Genomic DNA, 21,223 nt, shown 5'->3' on the forward strand with positions numbered 1-21,223 from the left:
CGGACCTGTGGGAGCGTGGCTTGCCCGCGATGGCGTCTTTGAAGGCAGCAAAGACTTAAAGCGGCGGGGTTTCCTGGCTTGGCTTGGTCTTGTCGACCCCCGGCACGTGCAGGTTGCCTTCAGCGACCTGATTGCCTTCAAGCTGCGGCTGCGTGACCCACGTCAGGATGTCGTAGTAGCGACGGATGTTCGCCACGAAATGCACCGGCTCGCCGCCACGGGCGTAGCCATAACGGGTTTTGCTGAACCACTTTTTCTCGGACAGACGCGGCAGGATCTTCTTCACGTCCAGCCACTTGTCCGGGTTCAGTCCTTCCTTGGCCGCCAGTTTGCGCGCGTCATCCAGATGACCGCTGCCGACGTTGTAGGCCGCCAGTGCAAACCATGTGCGATCTGGCTCCTGGATCGACTCATCCAACTGATCCTTCATGTAGGCGAGGTACTTGGCGCCACCCATGATGCTTTGTTTAGGGTCCAGTCGGTTGGAGACGCCCATGGCCTGCGCCGTGTTCTGGGTCAGCATCATCAGGCCGCGCACGCCGGTCTTCGACGTGACGGCCGCTTGCCACAGCGACTCCTGATAACCGATCGCCGCCAGCAGGCGCCAGTCGACTTTCTCTTTCTTGGCGTACGCCTTGAAATGCTGTTCGTATTTAGGCAAGCGTTGCTGCAAGTGTTGGGCGAAGGTGGTGGCGCCCATGTAGCCCAGTACGTCGACGTGCCCGTAATAGCGGTCTTTGAGACGTTGCAAGGTGCCGTTTTTCTTCACCTTGTCGAGGTAGGCATTGATCTCGTTGAGCAAGCTGTTGTCGTCGCCAGCGGCCACCGCCCAGCTCTGGTTGCTGGCATCACCGAGGTCGAAGGCCACTTGTATGTTGGGGAAGTAGACCTGGTTCATCGCGACTTCATTTGAATCGACCAGGGTCAGATCGATCTGACCTTCGTCCACCATCCGCAACAGGTCGACGACTTCAACCGCGTCGGACTCTTCGTATTCGATACCGGGAAGTTTCTTTTTCAGCTCCGCCAATTGCTCGGCGTGGGTGCTGCCCTTGAGCACCATGATCTTCTTGCCCACCAGATCCTTCTCGTCTGTCGGCCGCGATTGGCCGTTGCGATAGATGATCTGCGGAGTGACCTCGAGATAGGAGTGGGAAAACCGCACCTGTTTTTTGCGTTCCTCGCTGCTGACCAGGCCGGCAGCCGCCAGCACCGGGCCATTCGGCTTGCCCACCTGATTGAACAGGTCGTCGAGGTTGTCGGCGGTTTCGATCTTGAGTTCGACCCCCAGATCGTCGGCGAAGCGCTTCACCAGCTCGTATTCGAAGCCGGTTTCACCGTTGCGATCCTGAAAGTAGGTGGCGGGACTGTTACGGGTAACCACCCGCAGCACGCCATCCTCCTTTACGCGCTCCAGCGTGTTGGGTTTATCAACACAGCCACTGAGCATCAGGAAGAGTCCGGTTGCGATCAGCCATTTGGCGTACCGCGGACGCAAAGCCGTTGGGGAAAACATTTGCGCAGTATACGCAAAGGACCACGAGCGCCATATATCGACAGCGAAGGGCTTGTCTGCTAGAGAGTCTAAAACCCGCTTGGAGCCCACAGGAATGGCCCCGGACCGCATTTTGTGGCTGAAAAAATAACCCTCGGCGCGCCCCTGCTCAAGGCCCGAATACCCGGCCCGACGTTCGGGTACAGCCGCGTGTACCGTTTCGGGTGATGTCGCGGGCGGTTTAGGCTAGAATGCACGGCCTCAAAGCACACCCCTTCCCGAGGCTGTCCCGAAGATGTTGATCCTGCGCGGCGCTCCTGCCCTTTCTGCCTTTCGCCACAGCAAACTCCTTGAGCAACTGAGCCAGAAGGTTCCAGCTGTCAGCGGCTTGTATGCTGAATTCGCTCACTTCGCCGAAGTTGCCGGCGTCCTGACCGGCGACGAACAGCAGGTGCTCGCGCGCCTTCTGAAGTACGGTCCTAGCGTTCCGGTACAAGAGCCCACCGGTCGTCTGTTCCTGGTGTTGCCGCGTTTCGGCACCATCTCGCCGTGGTCCAGTAAAGCCAGCGACATCGCTCGCAACTGCGGCCTGACCAAGATCCAGCGCCTGGAGCGCGGTATCGCGTTCTACGTCGCCGGCCAGTTCAGCGATGCCGAAGCGCAGCTGATCGCAGGCGCCTTGCATGACCGCATGACCCAGATCGTATTGGACAACCTTGAACAAGCCGCCGGCCTGTTCAGCCACGCCGAGCCAAAACCGCTGACCGCGATCGACGTGCTGGGCGGCGGCCGCGCCGCGCTGGAAAAAGCCAACACCGAGCTGGGCCTGGCCCTGGCCGAAGACGAAATCGACTACCTGGTCAACGCCTTCGTTGGTTTGAAGCGCAACCCGCACGACATCGAACTGATGATGTTCGCCCAGGCCAACTCCGAGCATTGCCGTCACAAGATCTTCAACGCCAGTTGGGACATCGACGGTCAGAGCCAGGAAAAAAGCCTGTTTGGCATGATCAAGAACACCTACCAGATGCACAGCGAAGGTGTTTTGTCGGCTTATAAGGACAACGCCTCGGTCATCGTCGGCTCCGTCGCCGGCCGTTTCTTCCCGGACCCTGAAACCCGCCAGTACGGCGCGGTGCAGGAGCCGGTGCACATCCTGATGAAAGTTGAAACTCACAACCACCCGACCGCGATTGCCCCGTTCCCGGGCGCATCCACCGGTTCCGGTGGCGAGATTCGCGACGAAGGCGCCACCGGACGCGGCGCCAAGCCAAAGGCTGGCCTGACCGGTTTCACCGTGTCGAACCTGCAGATCCCGGGCTTCGAACAGCCGTGGGAAGTGCCGTACGGCAAACCCGAGCGCATCGTTACCGCGCTGGACATCATGATCGAAGGTCCGTTGGGCGGCGCTGCATTCAACAATGAATTCGGTCGTCCGGCGCTGACCGGCTACTTCCGTACGTTCGAACAGTCGATTACCACGCCTCATGGCGACGAAGTTCGCGGTTACCACAAGCCGATCATGCTGGCCGGCGGTATGGGCAACATCCGTGAAGAACACGTCCAGAAAGGCGAAATCGTCGTGGGCTCCAAGCTGATCGTGCTCGGCGGCCCGGCGATGCTGATCGGTCTGGGCGGCGGTGCTGCCTCTTCCATGGCCACCGGCACCAGCTCGGCGGACCTGGACTTCGCTTCCGTACAACGTGAAAACCCGGAAATGGAACGCCGCTGCCAGGAAGTCATCGACCGTTGCTGGCAGTTGGGTGAGCACAACCCGATCAGCTTCATCCACGACGTCGGCGCGGGCGGTCTGTCCAACGCCTTCCCGGAACTGGTCAACGATGGCGACCGTGGTGGCCGTTTCGAACTGCGCAACATTCCAAACGACGAGCCGGGCATGGCCCCGCACGAAATCTGGAGTAACGAATCCCAGGAGCGCTACGTTCTGGCGGTGGGGCCTGCGGACTTCGAACGCTTCCAGGCGATCTGCGAACGTGAGCGTTGCCCGTTTGCCGTGGTCGGCGAAGCCACTGCCGAGCCGCAACTGACCGTGACCGACAGCCACTTCGGCAACAGCCCGGTGGACATGCCGCTGGAAGTGCTGCTGGGTAAAGCCCCGCGCATGCACCGTTCGGTGGTTCGTGAAAACGAGCTAGGCGACGATTTCGATCCGTCGACCCTCGACATCGCCAACTGCGTCGAGCGCGTCCTGCATCACCCGGCCGTGGCCAGCAAGAGCTTCCTGATCACCATCGGCGACCGTACCATCACCGGCCTCGTGGCCCGTGATCAGATGGTCGGCCCTTGGCAGGTTCCGGTGGCCGACGTTGCCGTCACTGCGACCAGCTTCGACGTCTACACCGGTGAAGCCATGGCGATGGGCGAGCGCACTCCGCTGGCCCTGCTGGACGCTCCGGCGTCGGGCCGCATGGCCATCGGCGAAACCCTGACCAACATCGCGGCTTCGCGCATCGCCAAGATCTCCGACATCAAACTGTCGGCGAACTGGATGTCTGCCGCCGGTCACCCGGGTGAAGACGCGCGTCTGTACGACACCGTGAAAGCGGTCGGCATGGAGCTGTGCCCTGAGCTGGGTATTACCATTCCGGTGGGCAAGGATTCCATGTCCATGGCCACCCGCTGGAACGACGAAGGTGTCGATAAGGCGGTAACTTCGCCGATGTCGCTGATCGTGACCGGTTTCGCGCCAGTGGCTGACATCCGTCAGACCCTGACCCCGCAACTGCGCATGGACAAGGGCACCACCGACCTGATCCTGATCGACCTCGGTCGTGGTCAGAACCGCATGGGTGCCTCGATCCTCGCTCAGGTTCACGGCAAGCTCGGCAAACAGGCACCGGACGTCGATGACGCCGAAGACCTGAAAGCCTTCTTCGCCGTGATCCAGGGCCTCAACGCCGACGGTCACCTGCTGGCTTACCACGACCGTTCCGACGGTGGTCTGCTGACCAGCGTGGTGGAAATGGCGTTTGCCGGCCACTGCGGTCTGAGCCTGAACCTCGACGGTCTGGCAGAAACCTCCGCCGACATCGCCGCGATCCTGTTCAACGAAGAGCTGGGCGCTGTGATCCAGGTTCGCCAGGACGCCACCGCGGACATCCTCGCGCAGTTCAGCGCCGCTGGCCTGGGCGATTGCGTGTCGGTGATCGGTCAGCCGATGAACAACGGCGAGATCAGCATCACTTTCAACGGCGATACCGTATTCGAAGGTCAACGCCGTCTGTTGCAACGTCAGTGGGCTGAAACCAGCTACCAGATCCAGCGTCTGCGTGATAACGCCGACTGCGCCGAACAAGAGTTCGACGTGCTGCTGGAAGAAGACAACCCGGGCCTGAGCGTCAAGCTCAGCTACGACGTCAACCAGGACGTTGCGGCGCCTTACATCAAGAAAGGCATCCGCCCACAGGTTGCCGTGCTGCGTGAGCAGGGCGTCAACGGTCAGGTGGAAATGGCGGCCGCGTTCGACCGCGCCGGTTTCAACGCGATCGACGTGCACATGAGCGACATTCTGGCCGGCCGCGTCGACCTGAACGAGTTCAAAGGTCTGGTGGCTTGCGGCGGTTTCTCCTACGGCGACGTACTGGGTGCCGGTGAAGGCTGGGCCAAATCCGCGCTGTTCAATAGCCGCGCTCGCGATGCCTTCCAGGGCTTCTTCGAACGCACCGACAGCTTTACCCTCGGCGTGTGCAATGGTTGCCAGATGATGTCGAACCTGCACGAGCTGATCCCGGGCAGCGAGTTCTGGCCGCACTTCGTGCGTAACCGTTCCGAGCAGTTCGAAGCCCGCGTGGCCATGGTACAGATCCAGGAGTCGAACTCGATCTTCCTGCAGGGCATGGCCGGTTCGCGCATGCCGATCGCCATCGCCCACGGTGAAGGCCATGCCGAATTCGCCAGCGAAGAAGCGTTGCTGCAAGCCGATCTGTCGGGTTGCGTGGCAATGCGTTTCGTCGACAACCACGGCAAGGTCACCGAGAAGTACCCGGCCAACCCGAACGGCTCGCCGCGCGGGATCACCGGTTTGACCAGCCGCGACGGTCGCGTGACCATCATGATGCCGCATCCGGAGCGTGTGTTCCGCGCGGTGCAGAACTCGTGGCGTTCGGAAGACTGGAACGAAGACGCACCTTGGATGCGTATGTTCCGTAACGCTCGCGTCTGGGTTAACTAAGAGCAGGTGAGCCAAGCGCCATGTACAAGCTATGCTTTTTTGTTCCGGCCAGTCATGTCGAGGTGGTCAAAAGCGCTGTGTTCGCCGCCGGTGGCGGGCGGATCGGGGCTTATGATCATTGCGCCTGGCAGGTGTTTGGCTTGGGTCAGTTTCGTCCATTGGATGGCAGTCAGCCGTTCATTGGCGAGGCTGGTCAGGTCGAGCAGATTGAGGAATGGAAGGTTGAGCTGGTGGTCAGCGATGAGTTGATTCGGGCGGTGGTGGTGGCTCTGAAAGAGAGCCATCCCTACGAAGTACCGGCATACGAGGTGTGGCGGTTGGAAGACTTCTGATTCTTCTGACTGCTGAATGAGAAACCCGCTGAAGTGATTTCAGCGGGTTTTTTGTTGTCCGGGATTTGACTGCTGTGCCTGATCTTCGATCTTTTGATCTTGGCGGCCTTCTAGCCGACCAATTTATTGCAGACTTGCTCCGTTCCACTGTGGGAGCGAGCCTGCTCGCGATGACGGTCTGTTAGTCAGTGATGTTTATTGCCAAGACAAAACAGCAGAACCTTCCCACAAAACTTTCAGGTTGTCCGTCGGAAGTGGCCTCTCTAACCTTTGGCTGTCGCTGCCAATTCAGCGACCGGGACTGCAAGCCCGAAGAATTGTTAGGCGCTTACAGGCGCCGCATCAATGAGTGATGTCGGTCGCTCCAATTTTTCAGGAGCTCCAGCGTGATCAAAGACAATCCCAATCTCCCGGAAACAGACGTAGAAGATGTGGAAACAAACATGGAAACCGACTCCGTTTCCCCCTACACCTGCCTCAATTCCCAAAAACTCCACGACGCCGCAATCCGTGCCCTCGATCACTATCTCGCGCCACCTTCCGAGAAGAAGGCCAAAGCCAACCAGCGTCCAAGCACGATTTTCGTCATCGCCCCCAACGTCGATTCCGAAACCCTGCTGGCCCATGCCTGTGAAACCCTGGCCTCGGCGGATGTCATGGCCAGTGAGTTGGCGTTCGATCTCACCGGGCCGACATGCAATCTGGCATTAGGGATTCAGTAGATGATTTCCCTGGCGGAGTTGTCGGTGAATCGGGTGCTGGATCAGGTGTGTCCGCAGGGATAACCGGGCATGAAAAAGCCCGCTGAAGATATGATTTTCAGCGGGCTTTTTGCGGTGTGTTGCCTCGAAAAGATCGCAGCTTCTACAGAGTGTTGTGTACCTATATAGGAGCTGCCACAGGCAAGCCCTCTAGCCACAAAAGCTCTTCACGATGCTGTGAATTTTGGGGTTACGGGCGGATTTCGATCATCGTGCCGTCAGACACCAAGCCCCAGACTTCGCGCATGTCCATGTTACGCATGGCGATGCAGCCGTCGGTCCAGTCCAGCGTGTGGAACAGGTCTTCAGGGTTCTCTTCGGTGTCCGGAGTGCCATGGATCATGATCATGCCGCCAGGCTCGACACCGTCGCGCCGGGCGCGGGCAGAGTCGCTGATATTAGGGTAGGAAATGTGCATCGCCAGGTTGAAACGGTCGCTGATCTTGCGCCAGTCCACCCAGTAAAAGCCTTCGGGGGTGCGTTTATCACCTTCCATCAGTTTTGGGCCGATGGGGCGTTTGCCCAGGGAAATGCGATAGGTCTTGATCGGCTTGCCGTCGTTGATCAATTGCAATTGGTGGGCGGACTTGAGAACCAGAACTTTTTCGATGACTTTGCCGTCCAGGGTTTCCGCAACGGAAGCCTGGGAGATGGCGACGAACGACAAGCAAAACAGGGCAAGCAACCAGCGCATTGAAACGATATCCCTAGAAGTGTCGCGACTATTTTAGTTATAGATGTTTTTGCAGGAGCTGCCGAAGGCTGCAATCTTTTAGCGCCTGCAAAGAGGCCGACATTGAAATCAAGTGATGACAGCCTGAACAAGCGGCGGGATCGATTCGGACCGCACGGGGTAGACCTCGGCCCGCCGGTCAGCGAAGAAGCATTCTAAAGTACGGCCCACCGTGCGGAAAGCCAGTTCGCCCCAAGGAATGTCGGCTTCTTCGAAAAGTTGCACTTCCAGGCTCTCGGGGCCGGCGGCAAAATCCAGGTCTATCAGCTCGGCGCGAAAGAATACATGCACCTGGCTGATGTGTGGCACGTCGATCAGCGTATAGATGCTCAGGTTACGTACCCGGGCACAAGCTTCTTCGGCGGTCTCGCGAATGGCGGCCTGTTCGATGGTCTCACCGTTTTCCATGAAACCGGCGGGCAGGGTCCAGTAACCGAGCCGTGGCTCGATGGCGCGACGGCACAGCAACACCTTCGAGCCCCAGGTCGGCACGCAACCGGCCACGATATTGGGGTTCTGGTAATGAATGGTATGACAGCTGTCGCAGACAAAACGCAGGCGCGAATCGCCTTCGGGAATGCGCTGGGTCACCGGGTTGCCGCATTGACTGCAAAATTTCATGCTTGGGTTCCTGAATGCTGCGCCTATCTTGGCGTGCAGCGGTGTCGGTCGGCAAGTTGTCGTTTCGCGACATGAGGCTGTTCGGGGCTTGGGCGGCCGATGCGATTGGTGCATGATGCAGGGTAAGGCACAGATCGAGAAGACTCATGCTGGACGAGCTACTGCACCGGGTAAGCAATTACACGCCGCGTACGCTGGAAACCGACCTGCGTTTCCCCGAAGCCGCGGTATTGGTGCCTATCACGCGCAGTGACGAACCGGAACTGGTCCTGACCCTTCGTGCCAGCGGGCTCTCGACCCATGGCGGCGAAGTTGCCTTCCCCGGCGGTCGACGAGACCCCGAAGACCCTGACCTGATTTTTACCGCCTTGCGCGAAGCCGAAGAAGAAATCGGCCTGCCACCGGGGCTGGTCGAAGTGATCGGCCCGCTGAGCCCACTGATCTCCCTGCACGGTATCAAGGTCACGCCCTATGTCGGCGTGATTCCGGATTTCGTCGAATACCTGGCCAACGATGCAGAGATCGCCGCAGTGTTCAGCGTGCCGCTGGAGTTCTTCCGCAAGGACCCGCGAGAGCACACTCACCGCATCGACTATCAGGGCCACAGTTGGTACGTGCCGAGCTACCGTTATGGCGAGTACAAGATCTGGGGGCTGACGGCAATCATGATTGTTGAGTTGATCAACTTGCTCTATGACGCGAAAATCAGCCTGCATCAACCACCCAAGAGTTTTATCAAAACCTGAAGCCATCGCTCGTATGGTTTGAATCCTGCTTTTCGCTAGTGAGCCTGCCTGGCCCTGAGGACAACAAGATGAAATATCGCCTGGGCGACGCCCGCGTCGACACCCATCCGCAGAGCTGGGTCGCACCCAATGCCGTGCTGGTGGGCAAGGTCAAACTGGAAGAGGGCGCCAACGTCTGGTTCAACGCCGTGTTGCGGGGCGACAACGAACTGATCCTGATCGGCAAGAACAGCAACGTGCAGGACGGCACCGTGATGCACACCGACATGGGCTACCCGCTGACCATCGGCACCGGCGTGACCATCGGCCACAACGCCATGCTCCACGGCTGTACGGTGGGTGATTACAGCCTGATCGGTATCAACGCGGTGATCCTCAACGGCGCGAAAATCGGCAAGAACTGCATCATTGGCGCCAATTCGCTGATCGGCGAGGGCAAGGAAATTCCGGATGGTTCACTGGTCATGGGTTCGCCGGGCAAGGTGGTGCGCGAGTTGACCGAGCCGCAAAAGAAGATGCTCGAAGCCAGCGCCGCCCACTATGTGCACAACTCGCAGCGTTATGCCCGCGATCTGGTCGAGCAGGAAGAATGAGCACCACTGAACGACCGGTCCCGTCGCCATGCGTGAGCATTTGTGCGCTGGATGAGGATGACATTTGCACCGGGTGTCAACGCACGGTGGAAGAAATCACCCGCTGGAGCCGGATGGACAACGCAGAGCGGCGCAAGGTGTTGGGGTTGTGTCATGAGCGGGCCAAATCGAGTGGGTTGATCTGGATGTTGCCCTCCAAATCCTGAGTCATTTGGTGCTTTTGTGGCGAGGGAGCTTGCTCCCGCCGGGCTGCGAAGCAGCCCCTAAACCGACGACGTTCTAGCTGACACACCGCGTCCGCTGATTTCAGGGCCGCTTCGCAACCCAGCGGGAGCAAGCTCCCTCGCCACAGGTTATCTGTGCGCTGAAGATGGAGTACCCTGTGCACAAAATTGACAGGTATCCCACGCCCCATGCTCTTCCTGATCGCCTACATCGGCAGCGTCGTGCTGATCAATTACGCCTTTTCCACCGCCCCGCACCTGGACATTATCTGGTCGGCCTGGGGTGGTCTGGTGTTCGTGCTGCGCGACATGGTGCAAACCCGCTTCGGCCACGGTGCGATCGCGGCGATGCTGGTGGCGCTGGTGCTGTCCTACGTCACCTCCGATCCGTCCATTGCACTCGCCAGCGCCACGGGGTTTGCGGTGTCCGAGTGTATCGACTGGCTGGTGTTCAGCATCACCCGGCGTCCGTTGCACGACCGCCTGTGGATAAGTTCGGCCCTGAGCATCCCGCTGGACACTTTCATCTTCTTCGGCATGATCGATGCGTTCACTCCGGGCGTGATCATCACTGCGCTGGGCTCGAAGTTCGCGGGCGTCACTGTGGTCTGGTTGGCCATGGCCTGGCGTCTGCGCAAACAGGCCGTCGCCAGCTGAAGCCAAACCCTCAGGTTCATGTAAAATGCCGCGCTTTCTCCCCACGGGAAGCGTGCTTCCCTCGATGATCCGCTTCTTGAGGACCTGAGATGACCCGTATCGGAACTCCATTGTCGCCAACCGCGACCCGCGTATTGCTGTGTGGCTGTGGTGAGTTGGGCAAGGAAGTGGTGATCGAGCTGCAACGCCTGGGCGTTGAAGTGATTGCCGTGGATCGCTACGCCAACGCGCCGGCCATGCAAGTCGCCCATCGCAGCCATGTGATCAACATGCTCGACGGGGCTGCCCTGCGTGCGGTGATCGAAGCCGAGAAGCCGCACTTCATCGTGCCGGAAATCGAAGCCATCGCCACCGCGACCCTGGTGGAGCTGGAGTCCGAAGGCTTCACCGTGATCCCGACCGCTCGCGCCGCACAGCTGACCATGAACCGCGAAGGCATTCGTCGTCTGGCCGCAGAAGAGCTGGACCTGCCAACGTCGCCGTACCACTTCGCCGACACCTTCGAGGATTACCGCAAGGCAGTCGAAGACCTGGGTTTCCCGTGCGTGGTCAAACCGGTCATGAGTTCCTCGGGCAAAGGCCAGAGCCTGCTGCGCAGCGTCGATGACGTGCAGAAGGCCTGGGATTACGCTCAAGAGGGTGGCCGCGCCGGTAAAGGTCGCGTGATCATCGAAGGTTTCATCGACTTTGACTACGAAATCACCCTGCTGACCGTGCGTCACGTTGGCGGCACGACGTTCTGTGCGCCTGTGGGTCACCGTCAGGAGAAGGGCGACTATCAGGAATCCTGGCAGCCACAAGCCATGAGCCCGGTTGCTCTGGCGGAATCCGAGCGCGTTGCCAAAGCCGTGACCGAAGCCTTGGGCGGCCGTGGTCTGTTTGGCGTCGAGTTGTTCATCAAGGGTGATCAAGTCTGGTTCAGCGAAGTCTCGCCGCGCCCGCATGACACCGGTCTGGTGACCCTGATTTCCCAGGACCTGTCGCAGTTTGCGCTGCACGCACGGGCGATCCTGGGCCTGCCGATTCCATTGATCCGTCAGTTCGGCCCATCGGCTTCGGCAGTGATTCTGGTGGAAGGGCAGTCGACTCAGACTGCATTCGCCAACCTGGGTGCTGCGTTGAGCGAGCCGGATACCGCGTTGCGTCTGTTCGGCAAGCCTGAGGTCAATGGCCAGCGTCGGATGGGGGTGGCGTTGGCGCGGGATGTGTCGATTGAAGCGGCTCGTGCGAAAGCGACCCGCGCTTCTCAGGCTGTTGTTGTAGAGCTCTAAACCGCGTCGCGCCATTCGCGAGCAGGCTCGCTCCCACATTGAACCGCATTCTTTCTGACAGAACGTGGTCCCCTGTGGGAGCGAGCCTACTCGCGATGGCGGCCTGTCAGGCCACCCGATTCAAATCGTTGTTACGCGTCTCCTTCAGGCACAGCACCGCTATCAAGCTCAGCACCGCCGCCCCCGACACATACCCGCCGACATAACTCAAACCGCCCATTGCCACCAGTTTCTGCGCAAAGAACGGCGCCGCCGAGGCTCCGACAATGCCGCCCAGGTTGTAGGCCGCCGATGCGCCGGTATAGCGCACGTGGGTCGGAAACAGCTCCGGCAGCAGCGCGCCCATCGGCGCAAACGTCACGCCCATCAGGAACAGTTCGATGCACAGGAACAGCGCCACGCCCCAGGTCGAGCCTTGGGTCAGCAGCGGTTCCATCAAGAATCCGGACAGAATCGCCAGCACGCCACCGATGATCAGCACCGGTTTACGCCCGAAACGATCACTGGCCCAGGCCGACAGCGGTGTTGCGGCTGCCATGAACAGCACGGCGAAGCACAGCAGGGCGAGGAAGGTTTCGCGGGTGTAACCGAGTGTCGATACGCCGTAACTCAGCGAAAACACCGTTGAGATGTAGAACAGTGCGTAGCACACCACCATCGAGCCGGCCCCCAGCAGCATTGGCGCCCAGTACTGACTGAACAGCTCGACCAGCGGGACCTTCACTCGCTCCTGGCGAGCCATGGCGTTGGCGAACACCGGGGTTTCGTGGAGCTTGAGGCGTACGTACAAGCCCACCATCACCAGCGCGGCACTGAGCAGGAACGGAATCCGCCAGCCCCACGAACGGAACTGCTCGTCGTTCAGACTCATGGCCAAGGTCAGGAACAGGCCGTTGGCCGCCAGAAACCCGATCGACGGGCCGAGTTGCGGGAACATGCCGAACCAGGCGCGCTTGCCTTTGGGCGCGTTCTCCGTGGCCAGCAATGCGGCGCCGCCCCATTCACCGCCCAACCCCAGGCCCTGGCCGAAGCGCAGCACGCAGAGCAGGATCGGCGCCCAGGCGCCAATGCTGTCGTAACCCGGCAACACGCCGATCAGCGTGGTACATACGCCCATCAGCAGCAGGGACGCGACCAGTGTCGATTTACGCCCGATGCGGTCACCGAAGTGGCCGAACAGCGCCGACCCCAGTGGCCGTGCAAGGAAGGCGATACCGAAGGTGAGGAACGCCGACAGCATTTGGGCGGTGCCGGAGGATTGCGGAAAGAACACCGGCCCGATCACCAGCGCCGCGGCAGTGGCATAAACGTAGAAGTCGTAGAACTCGATGGCAGTGCCGATGAAACTCGCAGTGGCCACGCGGGTGGCGGAGTTCGTCGGTTGGGCAGGCGTGGTGTCGCTGAACGTTGTGCTGGTCGTCATGCGGTTATCCCTGACAGTCATGTGGCCCAGTGGAGCGAATTATTATGGTCGAATACCCAGGGATGTGGGGTTAACGCAGAGTGCGGGTAGCACGGGGTATGGCGGGGCTTGGTAAGCCGCTCGATTATAGGAAGGCGGCTAATGATTCAACAAGCGGCTTGGAGGATGCGATGACTTTTGTGGCGAGGGAGCTTGCTCCCGCTCGGGCGGGTAGCGGCCGCAAACGGCTGAATACATTCTCTCAGGGTAATCGCGCTGTCTGTGATCAGGCCTGCTTCAAAGTCCAGCGGGAGCAAGGGATCGTGTCAGATTTTAGAAAGGGCAGGCACTGAGCTGGTATGCCAGATCAGCACGCGCGTGACACGATTCTCTTCCGTCTCCAGAATCTCCAGCCGATATCGGCCGATCTTCAGGCAAACCGCACTGTCCGGAATCGTCTCCAGCGCCTCGGTCACCAACCCGTTGAGGGTTTTCGGGCCGTCGCTGGGCAGGTGCCAGCCGAGGCTCTTGTTCAGCTCGCGGATGGACGCTGCACCGTCAATCACCAGTCGGCCATCGGCCTGCGGGTGGATGTGCGGGTTATCCAGGCTGTGTTGGTTTTCGAACTCACCGACGATTTCTTCAAGAATGTCTTCCAGGGTGACGATGCCCAGCACTTCGCCGTACTCGTCGACCACCATGCCCAAACGCCGTTGCTGCTTGTGGAAATTCAGCAATTGCAGCTGCAACGGGGTGCTTTCCGGCACGAAGTACGGTTCGTGACTGGCCGCCAGCAGTGCTTCCAGTGTGAGGCTTGAATCCGGCAGCAGATGACGGATCTGCCGGGTGTTGAGCACTGCTTCTACCTGGTTGATGTCGCTGTGGAATACCGGCAGGCGGGTGCGCTTGTTGTGACGCAGTTGTTCGATGATTTCTTCGAGGGAGTCGTCCAGGTTGATCCCGTCGACGTCGCTGCGTGGTACCAGAATGTCGTTGACCGTGATGTTATCCAGCGCGTGGATACCTGACAGTGGGCGATAGGCCGCATGTTCGTGATCGTCGTGGCGATCTGCCGGAGCCTCGTCTTCGCTTTGCTGTACCACGCTGACTTTGCGGGCGAACGGCCGCATCAGCAGTTGGCTGATGCCATTGAGCAGCCAGGCGGCTGGGTAGACGATTTTCAACGGTATGCCGAGCAGAGTGTTGCCCAAGGCCACGACAACATCCGGATAGCGGACGGCAAGGGTTCGCGGCAGGTAGTCGGCGAACACCAGCAACACCGCGCCGGCACCGAGGCAGGCAATCCATGGGCCGTTTTGTGCCCAGGTGAAAATCGCCAGCAAGGTGCTGATGACCACCACCAGCGCACGGCACAGGGTGTTGCAGAGGATCAGACTGTTGAGCGGGAAGCTCAGTTTGGCCACCGGTTTGTCGCTGGAGCGCGAGGCCATGCGCTGGGCCAGCAACTGCTGCTGTGCAACTTCGATGGCGGTAAACAGTCCCGACCATAAAGTCAGCAGGGCCAGCACCGCGAGCATCGGCCCTATGGGCAAGTCGTCCATTAATGCCGCCCGTCAGATATGCAGAATGTATTCGCGGACCAGCTTGCTGCCGAAATACGCCAGCATCAGCAGGCAGAAACCGGCAAGGGTCCAGCGGATGGCTTTGTGTCCGCGCCAGCCGAGGCGGTTGCGCCCCCAAAGCAGCACGCTGAATACGATCCAGGCCAGGCACGCCAGCAGGGTTTTATGTACCAGGTGCTGGGCGAACAGGTTCTCGACGAACAGCCAGCCGGAGATCAGCGACAGCGACAGCAGGCTCCAGCCGGCCCAGAGGAAACCGAACAGCAGGCTTTCCATGGTTTGCAGTGGCGGGAAGTTCTTGATCAACCCGGACGGATGCTTGTGTTTGAGCTGATGGTCCTGAACCAGCAGCAGCAAGGCCTGGAACACCGCGATGGTGAACATGCCGTAAGCGAGGATCGACAAGAGGATGTGGGCGAGGATGCCTGGCTCTTCATCAATGATCTGCACCGTGCCGGCGGGGGCGAACTGCGCCAGTAGCACGGTGGCGGCGCCTAGCGGGAACAGCAACAGAAGCAGGTTTTCCACCGGAATCCGCGAGCAGGCCAGCAGGGTCAGGGCAATAACCGCTGCGGCAATCAGGCTGGCGGCGCTGAAAAAGTCCAGGGCCAGGCCGATCGGTGTCAGCAGATAGGTAACCAGGCTGACGCTGTGGGCCAGCAAGGCCAGCACGCCGAGCGTGACCAGCAGGCGCTTGTTCGCCTTGGCGCCGGTGGCCAGACGAGTGCCCTGATAGAGAGTCGCAGCGGCATATAAGCAGGCGGCGGCGAGGGTGGTAAGCAAACTGGGTGACAAGGGGAGCATAAATCCTGTTAGGCAAGCCCGAAAGGCGCTGAGTTTGGCATAGAACCCCCACAGCACGAAAGACCATGCAACCTGACGGCGAGGTGTCCGCCAGACGCAGTCTTCGCTATAATCCGCGACCTGCCCACGCCGCAGGCTCGCCGAGCACATGTTTATTCCGGTCTGGGCCGCCATTATCCCGGTCTACACAGGGCCTGAAAGGATCGCGCAATGTTTGAAAACTTAACCGACCGTCTCTCGCAGACGCTGCGCCATGTCACCGGCAAGGCCAAGCTGACCGAGGACAACATCAAAGACACCCTGCGCGAAGTGCGCATGGCGTTGCTCGAAGCCGACGTCGCCTTGCCGGTGGTCAAAGACTTCGTCAACTCGGTCAAGGAGCGCGCTGTCGGCACCGAGGTGTCGCGCAGCCTGACGCCGGGCCAGGCCTTCGTGAAAATCGTCCAGGCCGAACTCGAAAGCCTGATGGGCGCGGCCAACGAAGACTTGAACCTGAGCGCCGTTCCTCCTGCCGTCGTGTTGATGGCAGGTTTGCAGGGTGCGGGTAAAACCACCACCGCCGGCAAGCTGGCGCGCTTCCTTAAAGAGCGCAAGAAGAAGTCGGTCATGGTCGTGTCCGCGGACGTTTACCGTCCGGCGGCGATCAAGCAGCTGGAAACCCTGGCCAACGACATCGGCGTGACGTTCTTTCCGTCCGACCTTAGCCAGAAGCCGGTCGACATCGCACAAGCGGCTATTAAAGAAGCCAAACTGAAATTCATCGACGTGGTCATCGTCGACACCGCTGGTCGCCTGCACATCGACGAAGAGATGATGGGCGAGATCAAGGCGTTGCACGCCGCGATCAACCCGGTCGAAACCCTGTTCGTGGTCGACGCCATGACCGGCCAGGACGCCGCCAACACGGCCAAGGCCTTTGGCGATGCGCTGCCGCTGACCGGTGTGATCCTGACCAAGGTCGACGGCGATGCCCGTGGCGGTGCCGCGCTGTCGGTGCGAGCCATCACCGGCAAGCCGATCAAGTTCATCGGTATGGGCGAGAAGACCGAAGCGCTCGAACCGTTCCATCCTGAGCGTATTGCTTCGCGCATCCTCGGCATGGGCGACGTGCTCAGTCTGATCGAGCAAGCCGAACAGACCCTCGACAAAGACAAGGCCGATAAACTGGCCAAGAAGCTGAAGAAGGGCAAGGGCTTCGATCTCGAAGACTTCCGTGATCAGCTGCAACAGATGAAAAACATGGGCGGCCTCGGCGGCCTCATGGACAAACTGCCGAACATCGGCGGCGTGAATCTGGCGCAGATGGGCAACGCCCAGGGCGCGGCAGAGAAGCAGTTCAAGCAGATGGAAGCCATCATCAATTCCATGACCCCGGCCGAGCGCCGCGACCCTGAGCTGATCAGCGGTTCGCGCAAGCGCCGGATCGCCATGGGTTCCGGCACTCAGGTGCAGGACATCGGTCGCTTGATCAAGCAGCACAAGCAGATGCAGAAGATGATGAAGAAATTCTCCGCGAAAGGCGGAATGGCCAAAATGATGCGCGGCATGGGCGGTATGTTGCCCGGCGGCGGCATGCCCAAGATGTAAAAGATTCGCGCCGGCAGTGATGTCGGCGCTATCCACGGCAACGTGGATTTTCCAGCAAACCCGCCATTGGCGGGAGCTGACTTGCCGTTTTAACCGACGGCTCTATAGCAAATCTGGATGGCGACCGATAGGTCGCCGGAAAAAGACATTTGCAAAAGTCCGGATATTCCTTAGAATATGCGGCCTTTCGGGCACCTATGCCCGCTGTGCCTTTAGATTTGCAGCACCGACTACAGGAACGATGTTCACATGCTAACAATCCGTCTTGCCCTTGGCGGCTCCAAAAAGCGCCCGTTTTACCACTTGACCGTAACCGACAGCCGCAACCCGCGCGACGGTTCGCACAAGGAACAGGTTGGTTTCTTCAACCCTGTTGCTCGTGGTCAAGAAGTTCGTCTGTCCGTGAACCAAGAGCGCGTAGCCTACTGGCTGAGCGTTGGTGCACAACCTTCTGAGCGCGTTGCTCAGTTGTTGAAGGAATCTGCTAAGGCTGCGGCCTGAGCAATATGAACGCGACGCCGGCTGTTGCCGATGATTTGATCGTTATTGGCAAAATTTATTCTGTTCATGGCGTTCGCGGCGAAGTGAAGGTGTATTCCTTTACTGATCCGATTAAAAACCTGTTGGACTACAAAACCTGGACGCTCAAGCGCGAAGGCAACGTAAAACAGGTCGAGCTGGTCAGCGGACGTGGGAACGACAAGTTCCTGGTCGCAAAGCTCAAGGGTCTTGATGATCGTGAAGAAGCGCGTCTTCTGGCTGGTTATGAGATCTGCGTGCCGCGCAACCTGTTCCCTGAATTGACCGACGGCGAGTACTACTGGTACCAGCTGGAAGGTCTGAAGGTCATCGATACTCACGGGCAATTGTTCGGGAAAATCGATCATCTTCTGGAAACCGGCGCCAATGATGTAGTGGTGGTCAAGCCTTGCGCTGGCAGCCTGGATGATCGCGAACGCTTGTTGCCCTATACGGAGCAATGCGTGTTGGCTGTCGACCTTGCCGCAGGCGAGATGAAGGTGGAATGGGATGCGGACTTCTAAACGTGGCTAACCTGCGCGTAGAAGTGATCAGTTTGTTTCCCGAGATGTTCTCCGCCATCAGCGAGTACGGCATCACCAGTCGGGCGGTGAAGCAGGGGCTGTTGCAGCTCACCTGTTGGAATCCGCGAGACTACACGACGGATCGACATCACACTGTGGATGATCGCCCATTTGGCGGTGGTCCGGGCATGGTGATGAAGATCAAGCCCCTGGAAGATGCTCTGGTTCAGGCCAAGGCAGCAGCCGGGGAGGCGGCGAAGGTAATTTACCTGTCCCCCCAAGGCCGTCAACTGACTCAGTCGGCGGTGCGCGAGTTGGCGAATCTGGATGCATTGATTCTGATTGCCGGCCGCTATGAAGGCATTGACGAGCGTTTTATTGATGCTCATGTCGATGAAGAGTGGTCGATTGGCGACTATGTACTGTCTGGCGGCGAGCTGCCGGCGATGGTCCTGATCGATGCGGTTACACGACTGCTGCCTGGAGCTTTAGGGCATGCGGACTCCGCCGAGGAAGATTCCTTTACGGATGGTTTGCTGGATTGCCCGCACTACACCCGACCGGAGGTGTATGCGGATCAGCGTGTTCCCGACGTATTGCTAAGTGGCAATCACGCGCACATCCGGCGTTGGCGTTTACAGCAGTCCCTTGGTCGGACCTGTGAACGACGCGCCGATCTTCTGGAAAGCCGCTCGCTTTCTGGAGAAGAGAAGAAGCTGCTCGAGGAATACATCCGCGAGCGGGACGATAGTTAACAACGTATCGATGGTAGATCCGACGATTTACCTTAGGAGCACAGCATGACTAACAAAATCATCCTTGCACTCGAAGCAGAGCAGATGACCAAAGAGATCCCTACCTTTGCCCCGGGCGACACCATTGTCGTTCAGGTGAAAGTGAAGGAAGGCGATCGTTCGCGTCTGCAAGCGTTTGAAGGCGTAGTTATCGCCAAGCGTAACCGCGGCGTAAACAGTGCTTTCACCGTTCGTAAAATCTCCAACGGTGTTGGCGTAGAGCGTACTTTCCAGACCTACAGCCCGCAAATCGACAGCATGGCCGTTAAGCGTCGCGGTGACGTACGTAAAGCCAAGCTGTACTACCTGCGTGACCTGTCCGGTAAAGCAGCTCGCATCAAGGAAAAACTGGCTTAAGTCCAGCTTCCGATGCAGAAGAGCCAGCCTGAACAGGCTGGCTCTTCAAGAAAATGCCTCGTATCGAAAGATACGGGGCATTTTTCGTTATGGCTGCATTTAATGCTGGTCATTTAAAGCGCGGAAGCTGTGGGGGCGGGCTTGCTCGCGAAGGCGGGTTGCCAGTCGATACATGTGTTGAATAACACGCTGCCTTCGCGAGCAAGCCCGCTCCCATATGGATGGGGATTTTTTTGCGCAAAAAAACGCCCCGAACAAGTCGGGGCGTTTTCTTGGGGGGGCTTGAGCGCTTAGCGCTTCAGTGAAGCTGGCAGATGCGGCTGGATCGCCGTCAGTACTGCCTTGAAGCACTTGGTGTTGCCGGCGACGACGTGGCCTTTCTCGAGGAAGTCGTGACCACCGGTGAAGTCGCTCACCAGGCCGCCAGCTTCCTGAATCAGCAGGGCGCCTGCGGCCATGTCCCATTCGGACAGGCCCGACTCCCAGAAAGCGTCGAAACGGCCGGCAGCCACGTAGGCCAGGTCCAGGCTCGCCGAGCCGGCACGGCGGATGCCAGCGGTCTGGCCAACCAGGGCGCGGAACATGCCCAGGTAGTTGTCGAGGTTGTCCATCTGGTCATCGCGGAACGGGAAGCCGGTGCCCAGCAGGGCGCCGTCCAGGCTGGTGCGGCCGCTGACGCGCAGGCGACGACCGTTCAGCTGGGCGCCGCGACCACGGCTGGCGGTGAATTCTTCCTGGCGAACCGGGTCCAGAACAACGGCGTGTTCCAGGCGGCCACGGTATTTGCAGGCGATGCTGACCGCGAAGTGAGGAATGCCCCGCAGGAAGTTGGTGGTGCCGTCCAGTGGATCGATAATCCAAAGGTATTCTTCGCCTTCGATACCGCTGCCGGCGTGCATGCCGGTTTCTTCACCCATGATCGAGTGATTTGGGTAGGCCTTGCGCAGCGCATCAATGATTTTCTGTTCGGCGGCGCGATCCACCTCGGATACGTAATCCTTGGCGTCTTTTTCGTCGACCTTGATGGTATCCAGGCGCTCGATGGAGCGGAAGATCAATTCACTGGCGCTGCGGGCGGCGCGCAGCGCGATATTCAGCATGGGCTGCATGGATGTGTCACCTAAGGTTGTTAAAGAAAGCCGGGCATTCTATCAGAAAGTTTCTACAGGTGAAGGTCGGTGTTCGCTTTCATAGCTTAACGGTAGGAGGCGCTGTAAGATTCTGCTCCCTATTAAAGTGTTCGAGAGCGCCTCCCTTGCTGCAAAACATTCGTGTCGTCCTGGTCAATACCAGCCACCCCGGAAATATCGGCGGTGCTGCGCGTGCCATGAAGAACATGGGCCTGTCGCGGCTGGTGCTGGTCGAACCGCGGTTGTTCCCGCACCACGAGGCCGATGCGCGTGCGTCCGGTGCTGGCGACATCCTTGAAAACGCGCAAGTCGTCGCCACCCTGGAAGATGCCTTGGTTGGCTGCAATCTGGTGCTCGGTACCAGCGCTCGTGACCGTCGCATTCCCTGGCCGTTGCTCGATCCCCGCGAATGCGGTGTGAGGGTGGTCGAAGAGGCGGGGCAGGGTGCCGAGATCGCGCTGGTGTTCGGTCGTGAAGACTCCGGCTTGACCAATGAAGAGCTGCAGCGATGTCATTATCACGTGCACATCCCATCAGACCCCGGGTTCAGTTCGTTGAACCTTGGGGCGGCGGTGCAGGTGTTGAGCTATGAAGTGCGTATGTCCTGGCTCGCGGCCGAGGGTCAGCCGAGCAAGGTCGAGAAGGATGAAGTGGCTTCCACCAAAAGTGGTGAGCTGGCGACCATGGATGAGCTGGAGCGATTCTATGAGCACCTGGAACAAACCCTGGTGGCCATCGAATTCCTTGATCCGGAAAAACCACGGCACTTGATGGCGCGCCTGCGCCGGTTGTACGGACGCAGCTCGGTCAGCCGGGCGGAAATGAATATATTGCGTGGCATCCTCACGGAAACCCAGAAAGCGGCCCGTGGCGAGCTTCTACAGCGGAAGGATTAATG

21 protein-coding genes are annotated in these 21,223 nt (G+C 59.5%); 14 read left to right on the top strand and 7 right to left on the bottom strand.

The window, feature by feature from the left end:
• Positions 1 to 55: 55 nt before the first annotated feature.
• On the bottom strand, positions 56 to 1,516 hold the full coding sequence (mltF, locus tag AACY49_RS11515) for a membrane-bound lytic murein transglycosylase MltF (RefSeq protein ID WP_258697429.1): 1,461 nt from the start codon (positions 1,514 to 1,516) through the stop codon (positions 56 to 58).
• A 274-nt stretch (positions 1,517 to 1,790) separates the two neighbouring features.
• Between mltF and purL the strand changes: the two genes are divergently transcribed.
• From purL to AACY49_RS11530, 3 genes are all read left to right on the top strand, one after another.
• Entirely contained in the window at positions 1,791 to 5,687 is a 3,897-nt protein-coding gene (gene purL, locus AACY49_RS11520; RefSeq protein ID WP_339523788.1) for a phosphoribosylformylglycinamidine synthase, read from the top strand.
• Between the two features lie 20 nt (positions 5,688 to 5,707).
• The gene (locus tag AACY49_RS11525) at positions 5,708 to 6,019 is read left to right on the top strand and encodes a YqfO family protein (RefSeq protein WP_339523791.1); all 312 of its coding nucleotides are present in this window, start codon (positions 5,708 to 5,710) and stop codon (positions 6,017 to 6,019) included.
• Positions 6,020 to 6,405: 386 nt separating this feature from the next.
• Positions 6,406 to 6,741, top strand: a complete 336-nt coding sequence (locus AACY49_RS11530; RefSeq protein WP_445262638.1) for a DUF6124 family protein — start codon at positions 6,406 to 6,408, stop codon at positions 6,739 to 6,741.
• A gap of 229 nt (positions 6,742 to 6,970) precedes the next feature.
• On the opposite strand, the gene AACY49_RS11535 is transcribed toward AACY49_RS11530, so the two are convergent.
• Positions 6,971 to 7,474: a L,D-transpeptidase family protein gene (locus AACY49_RS11535; protein ID WP_258697426.1), complete on the bottom strand. Its 504-nt coding sequence runs from the start codon at positions 7,472 to 7,474 to the stop codon at positions 6,971 to 6,973.
• Positions 7,475 to 7,582: 108 nt separating this feature from the next.
• Entirely contained in the window at positions 7,583 to 8,134 is a 552-nt protein-coding gene (locus AACY49_RS11540; protein ID WP_258697425.1) for an NUDIX hydrolase, read from the bottom strand.
• A 146-nt stretch (positions 8,135 to 8,280) separates the two neighbouring features.
• Between AACY49_RS11540 and AACY49_RS11545 the strand changes: the two genes are divergently transcribed.
• The 5 genes from AACY49_RS11545 (at position 8,281) to purT (ending at position 11,625) form a co-directional block, all read left to right on the top strand.
• Positions 8,281 to 8,880, top strand: a complete 600-nt coding sequence (locus AACY49_RS11545; RefSeq protein ID WP_339523794.1) for a CoA pyrophosphatase — start codon at positions 8,281 to 8,283, stop codon at positions 8,878 to 8,880.
• 68 nt (positions 8,881 to 8,948) lie between these two features.
• Positions 8,949 to 9,473, top strand: coding sequence for a gamma carbonic anhydrase family protein (locus tag AACY49_RS11550; protein WP_003221962.1), 525 nt, complete (start codon positions 8,949 to 8,951; stop codon positions 9,471 to 9,473).
• Positions 9,470 to 9,679, top strand: a complete 210-nt coding sequence (locus AACY49_RS11555) for a DUF1289 domain-containing protein (protein ID WP_258697423.1) — start codon at positions 9,470 to 9,472, stop codon at positions 9,677 to 9,679. The genes AACY49_RS11550 and AACY49_RS11555 overlap by 4 nt, the downstream gene beginning before the upstream one ends.
• A gap of 207 nt (positions 9,680 to 9,886) precedes the next feature.
• Positions 9,887 to 10,354 carry a preQ0 transporter gene (locus AACY49_RS11560; RefSeq protein ID WP_339523798.1) on the top strand — a complete coding sequence of 156 codons (468 nt, stop codon included), beginning with the start codon at positions 9,887 to 9,889 and terminating at the stop codon, positions 10,352 to 10,354.
• An 89-nt stretch (positions 10,355 to 10,443) separates the two neighbouring features.
• Positions 10,444 to 11,625 carry a formate-dependent phosphoribosylglycinamide formyltransferase gene (gene purT, locus AACY49_RS11565; protein WP_258697421.1) on the top strand — a complete coding sequence of 394 codons (1,182 nt, stop codon included), beginning with the start codon at positions 10,444 to 10,446 and terminating at the stop codon, positions 11,623 to 11,625.
• Between the two features lie 106 nt (positions 11,626 to 11,731).
• Here the strand turns inward: purT and AACY49_RS11570 are convergent, their stop codons facing one another.
• The 3 genes from AACY49_RS11570 to AACY49_RS11580 form a co-directional block, all read right to left on the bottom strand.
• Complete coding sequence (locus AACY49_RS11570; RefSeq protein WP_258697420.1) at positions 11,732 to 13,048, bottom strand: MFS transporter; 1,317 nt, start codon at positions 13,046 to 13,048, stop codon at positions 11,732 to 11,734.
• Between the two features lie 305 nt (positions 13,049 to 13,353).
• Positions 13,354 to 14,589 (bottom strand): transporter associated domain-containing protein, encoded by a 1,236-nt coding sequence (locus AACY49_RS11575; RefSeq protein ID WP_339523804.1) that lies wholly within the window; start codon positions 14,587 to 14,589, stop codon positions 13,354 to 13,356.
• Positions 14,590 to 14,601: 12 nt separating this feature from the next.
• A complete protein-coding gene (locus AACY49_RS11580) occupies positions 14,602 to 15,414 on the bottom strand; it encodes a cytochrome C assembly family protein (protein WP_258697418.1) in 813 nt (270 codons plus the stop codon).
• 210 nt (positions 15,415 to 15,624) lie between these two features.
• Here AACY49_RS11580 and ffh point away from each other — a divergent pair, with 210 nt between their 5' ends.
• From ffh to rplS, 5 genes are all read left to right on the top strand, one after another.
• Positions 15,625 to 17,001 carry a signal recognition particle protein gene (gene ffh, locus AACY49_RS11585; protein WP_095051275.1) on the top strand — a complete coding sequence of 459 codons (1,377 nt, stop codon included), beginning with the start codon at positions 15,625 to 15,627 and terminating at the stop codon, positions 16,999 to 17,001.
• 249 nt (positions 17,002 to 17,250) lie between these two features.
• The gene (rpsP, locus tag AACY49_RS11590; protein ID WP_003198088.1) at positions 17,251 to 17,502 is read left to right on the top strand and encodes a 30S ribosomal protein S16; all 252 of its coding nucleotides are present in this window, start codon (positions 17,251 to 17,253) and stop codon (positions 17,500 to 17,502) included.
• 5 nt (positions 17,503 to 17,507) lie between these two features.
• Entirely contained in the window at positions 17,508 to 18,044 is a 537-nt protein-coding gene (gene rimM / locus AACY49_RS11595) for a ribosome maturation factor RimM (RefSeq protein WP_339523813.1), read from the top strand.
• Entirely contained in the window at positions 18,026 to 18,799 is a 774-nt protein-coding gene (trmD, locus tag AACY49_RS11600) for a tRNA (guanosine(37)-N1)-methyltransferase TrmD (protein ID WP_339523815.1), read from the top strand. The genes rimM and trmD overlap by 19 nt, the downstream gene beginning before the upstream one ends.
• A 45-nt stretch (positions 18,800 to 18,844) precedes the next feature.
• On the top strand, positions 18,845 to 19,195 hold the full coding sequence (rplS, locus tag AACY49_RS11605) for a 50S ribosomal protein L19 (protein ID WP_003175895.1): 351 nt from the start codon (positions 18,845 to 18,847) through the stop codon (positions 19,193 to 19,195).
• A 290-nt stretch (positions 19,196 to 19,485) separates the two neighbouring features.
• Here the strand turns inward: rplS and suhB are convergent, their stop codons facing one another.
• Positions 19,486 to 20,304: a type III secretion system regulator SuhB gene (suhB, locus tag AACY49_RS11610; RefSeq protein WP_085709393.1), complete on the bottom strand. Its 819-nt coding sequence runs from the start codon at positions 20,302 to 20,304 to the stop codon at positions 19,486 to 19,488.
• Between the two features lie 146 nt (positions 20,305 to 20,450).
• On the opposite strand from suhB, the gene trmJ reads away from it, so the two are divergent.
• On the top strand, positions 20,451 to 21,221 hold the full coding sequence (gene trmJ, locus AACY49_RS11615; protein WP_339523822.1) for a tRNA (cytosine(32)/uridine(32)-2'-O)-methyltransferase TrmJ: 771 nt from the start codon (positions 20,451 to 20,453) through the stop codon (positions 21,219 to 21,221).
• The last annotated feature ends 2 nt before the right edge of the window (positions 21,222 to 21,223 follow it).

Origin of the sequence: Pseudomonas sp. EL_65y_Pfl2_R96 (genome assembly GCF_963970905.1) — a bacterium.
Lineage (GTDB): Bacteria > Pseudomonadota > Gammaproteobacteria > Pseudomonadales > Pseudomonadaceae > Aquipseudomonas.

Coding starts and splice junctions, on each gene's coding strand:
- mltF (WP_258697429.1), bottom strand. CDS start 1,516: ATGTTTTCCCCAACGGCTTTGCGTCCGCGGTACGCCAAATGGCTGATC.
- purL (WP_339523788.1), top strand. CDS start 1,791: ATGTTGATCCTGCGCGGCGCTCCTGCCCTTTCTGCCTTTCGCCACAGC.
- AACY49_RS11525 (WP_339523791.1), top strand. CDS start 5,708: ATGTACAAGCTATGCTTTTTTGTTCCGGCCAGTCATGTCGAGGTGGTC.
- AACY49_RS11535 (WP_258697426.1), bottom strand. CDS start 7,474: ATGCGCTGGTTGCTTGCCCTGTTTTGCTTGTCGTTCGTCGCCATCTCC.
- AACY49_RS11540 (WP_258697425.1), bottom strand. CDS start 8,134: ATGAAATTTTGCAGTCAATGCGGCAACCCGGTGACCCAGCGCATTCCC.
- AACY49_RS11545 (WP_339523794.1), top strand. CDS start 8,281: ATGCTGGACGAGCTACTGCACCGGGTAAGCAATTACACGCCGCGTACG.
- AACY49_RS11550 (WP_003221962.1), top strand. CDS start 8,949: ATGAAATATCGCCTGGGCGACGCCCGCGTCGACACCCATCCGCAGAGC.
- AACY49_RS11555 (WP_258697423.1), top strand. CDS start 9,470: ATGAGCACCACTGAACGACCGGTCCCGTCGCCATGCGTGAGCATTTGT.
- AACY49_RS11560 (WP_339523798.1), top strand. CDS start 9,887: ATGCTCTTCCTGATCGCCTACATCGGCAGCGTCGTGCTGATCAATTAC.
- purT (WP_258697421.1), top strand. CDS start 10,444: ATGACCCGTATCGGAACTCCATTGTCGCCAACCGCGACCCGCGTATTG.
- AACY49_RS11570 (WP_258697420.1), bottom strand. CDS start 13,048: ATGACGACCAGCACAACGTTCAGCGACACCACGCCTGCCCAACCGACG.
- AACY49_RS11575 (WP_339523804.1), bottom strand. CDS start 14,589: ATGGACGACTTGCCCATAGGGCCGATGCTCGCGGTGCTGGCCCTGCTG.
- AACY49_RS11580 (WP_258697418.1), bottom strand. CDS start 15,414: ATGCTCCCCTTGTCACCCAGTTTGCTTACCACCCTCGCCGCCGCCTGC.
- ffh (WP_095051275.1), top strand. CDS start 15,625: ATGTTTGAAAACTTAACCGACCGTCTCTCGCAGACGCTGCGCCATGTC.
- rpsP (WP_003198088.1), top strand. CDS start 17,251: ATGCTAACAATCCGTCTTGCCCTTGGCGGCTCCAAAAAGCGCCCGTTT.
- rimM (WP_339523813.1), top strand. CDS start 17,508: ATGAACGCGACGCCGGCTGTTGCCGATGATTTGATCGTTATTGGCAAA.
- trmD (WP_339523815.1), top strand. CDS start 18,026: ATGGGATGCGGACTTCTAAACGTGGCTAACCTGCGCGTAGAAGTGATC.
- rplS (WP_003175895.1), top strand. CDS start 18,845: ATGACTAACAAAATCATCCTTGCACTCGAAGCAGAGCAGATGACCAAA.
- suhB (WP_085709393.1), bottom strand. CDS start 20,304: ATGCAGCCCATGCTGAATATCGCGCTGCGCGCCGCCCGCAGCGCCAGT.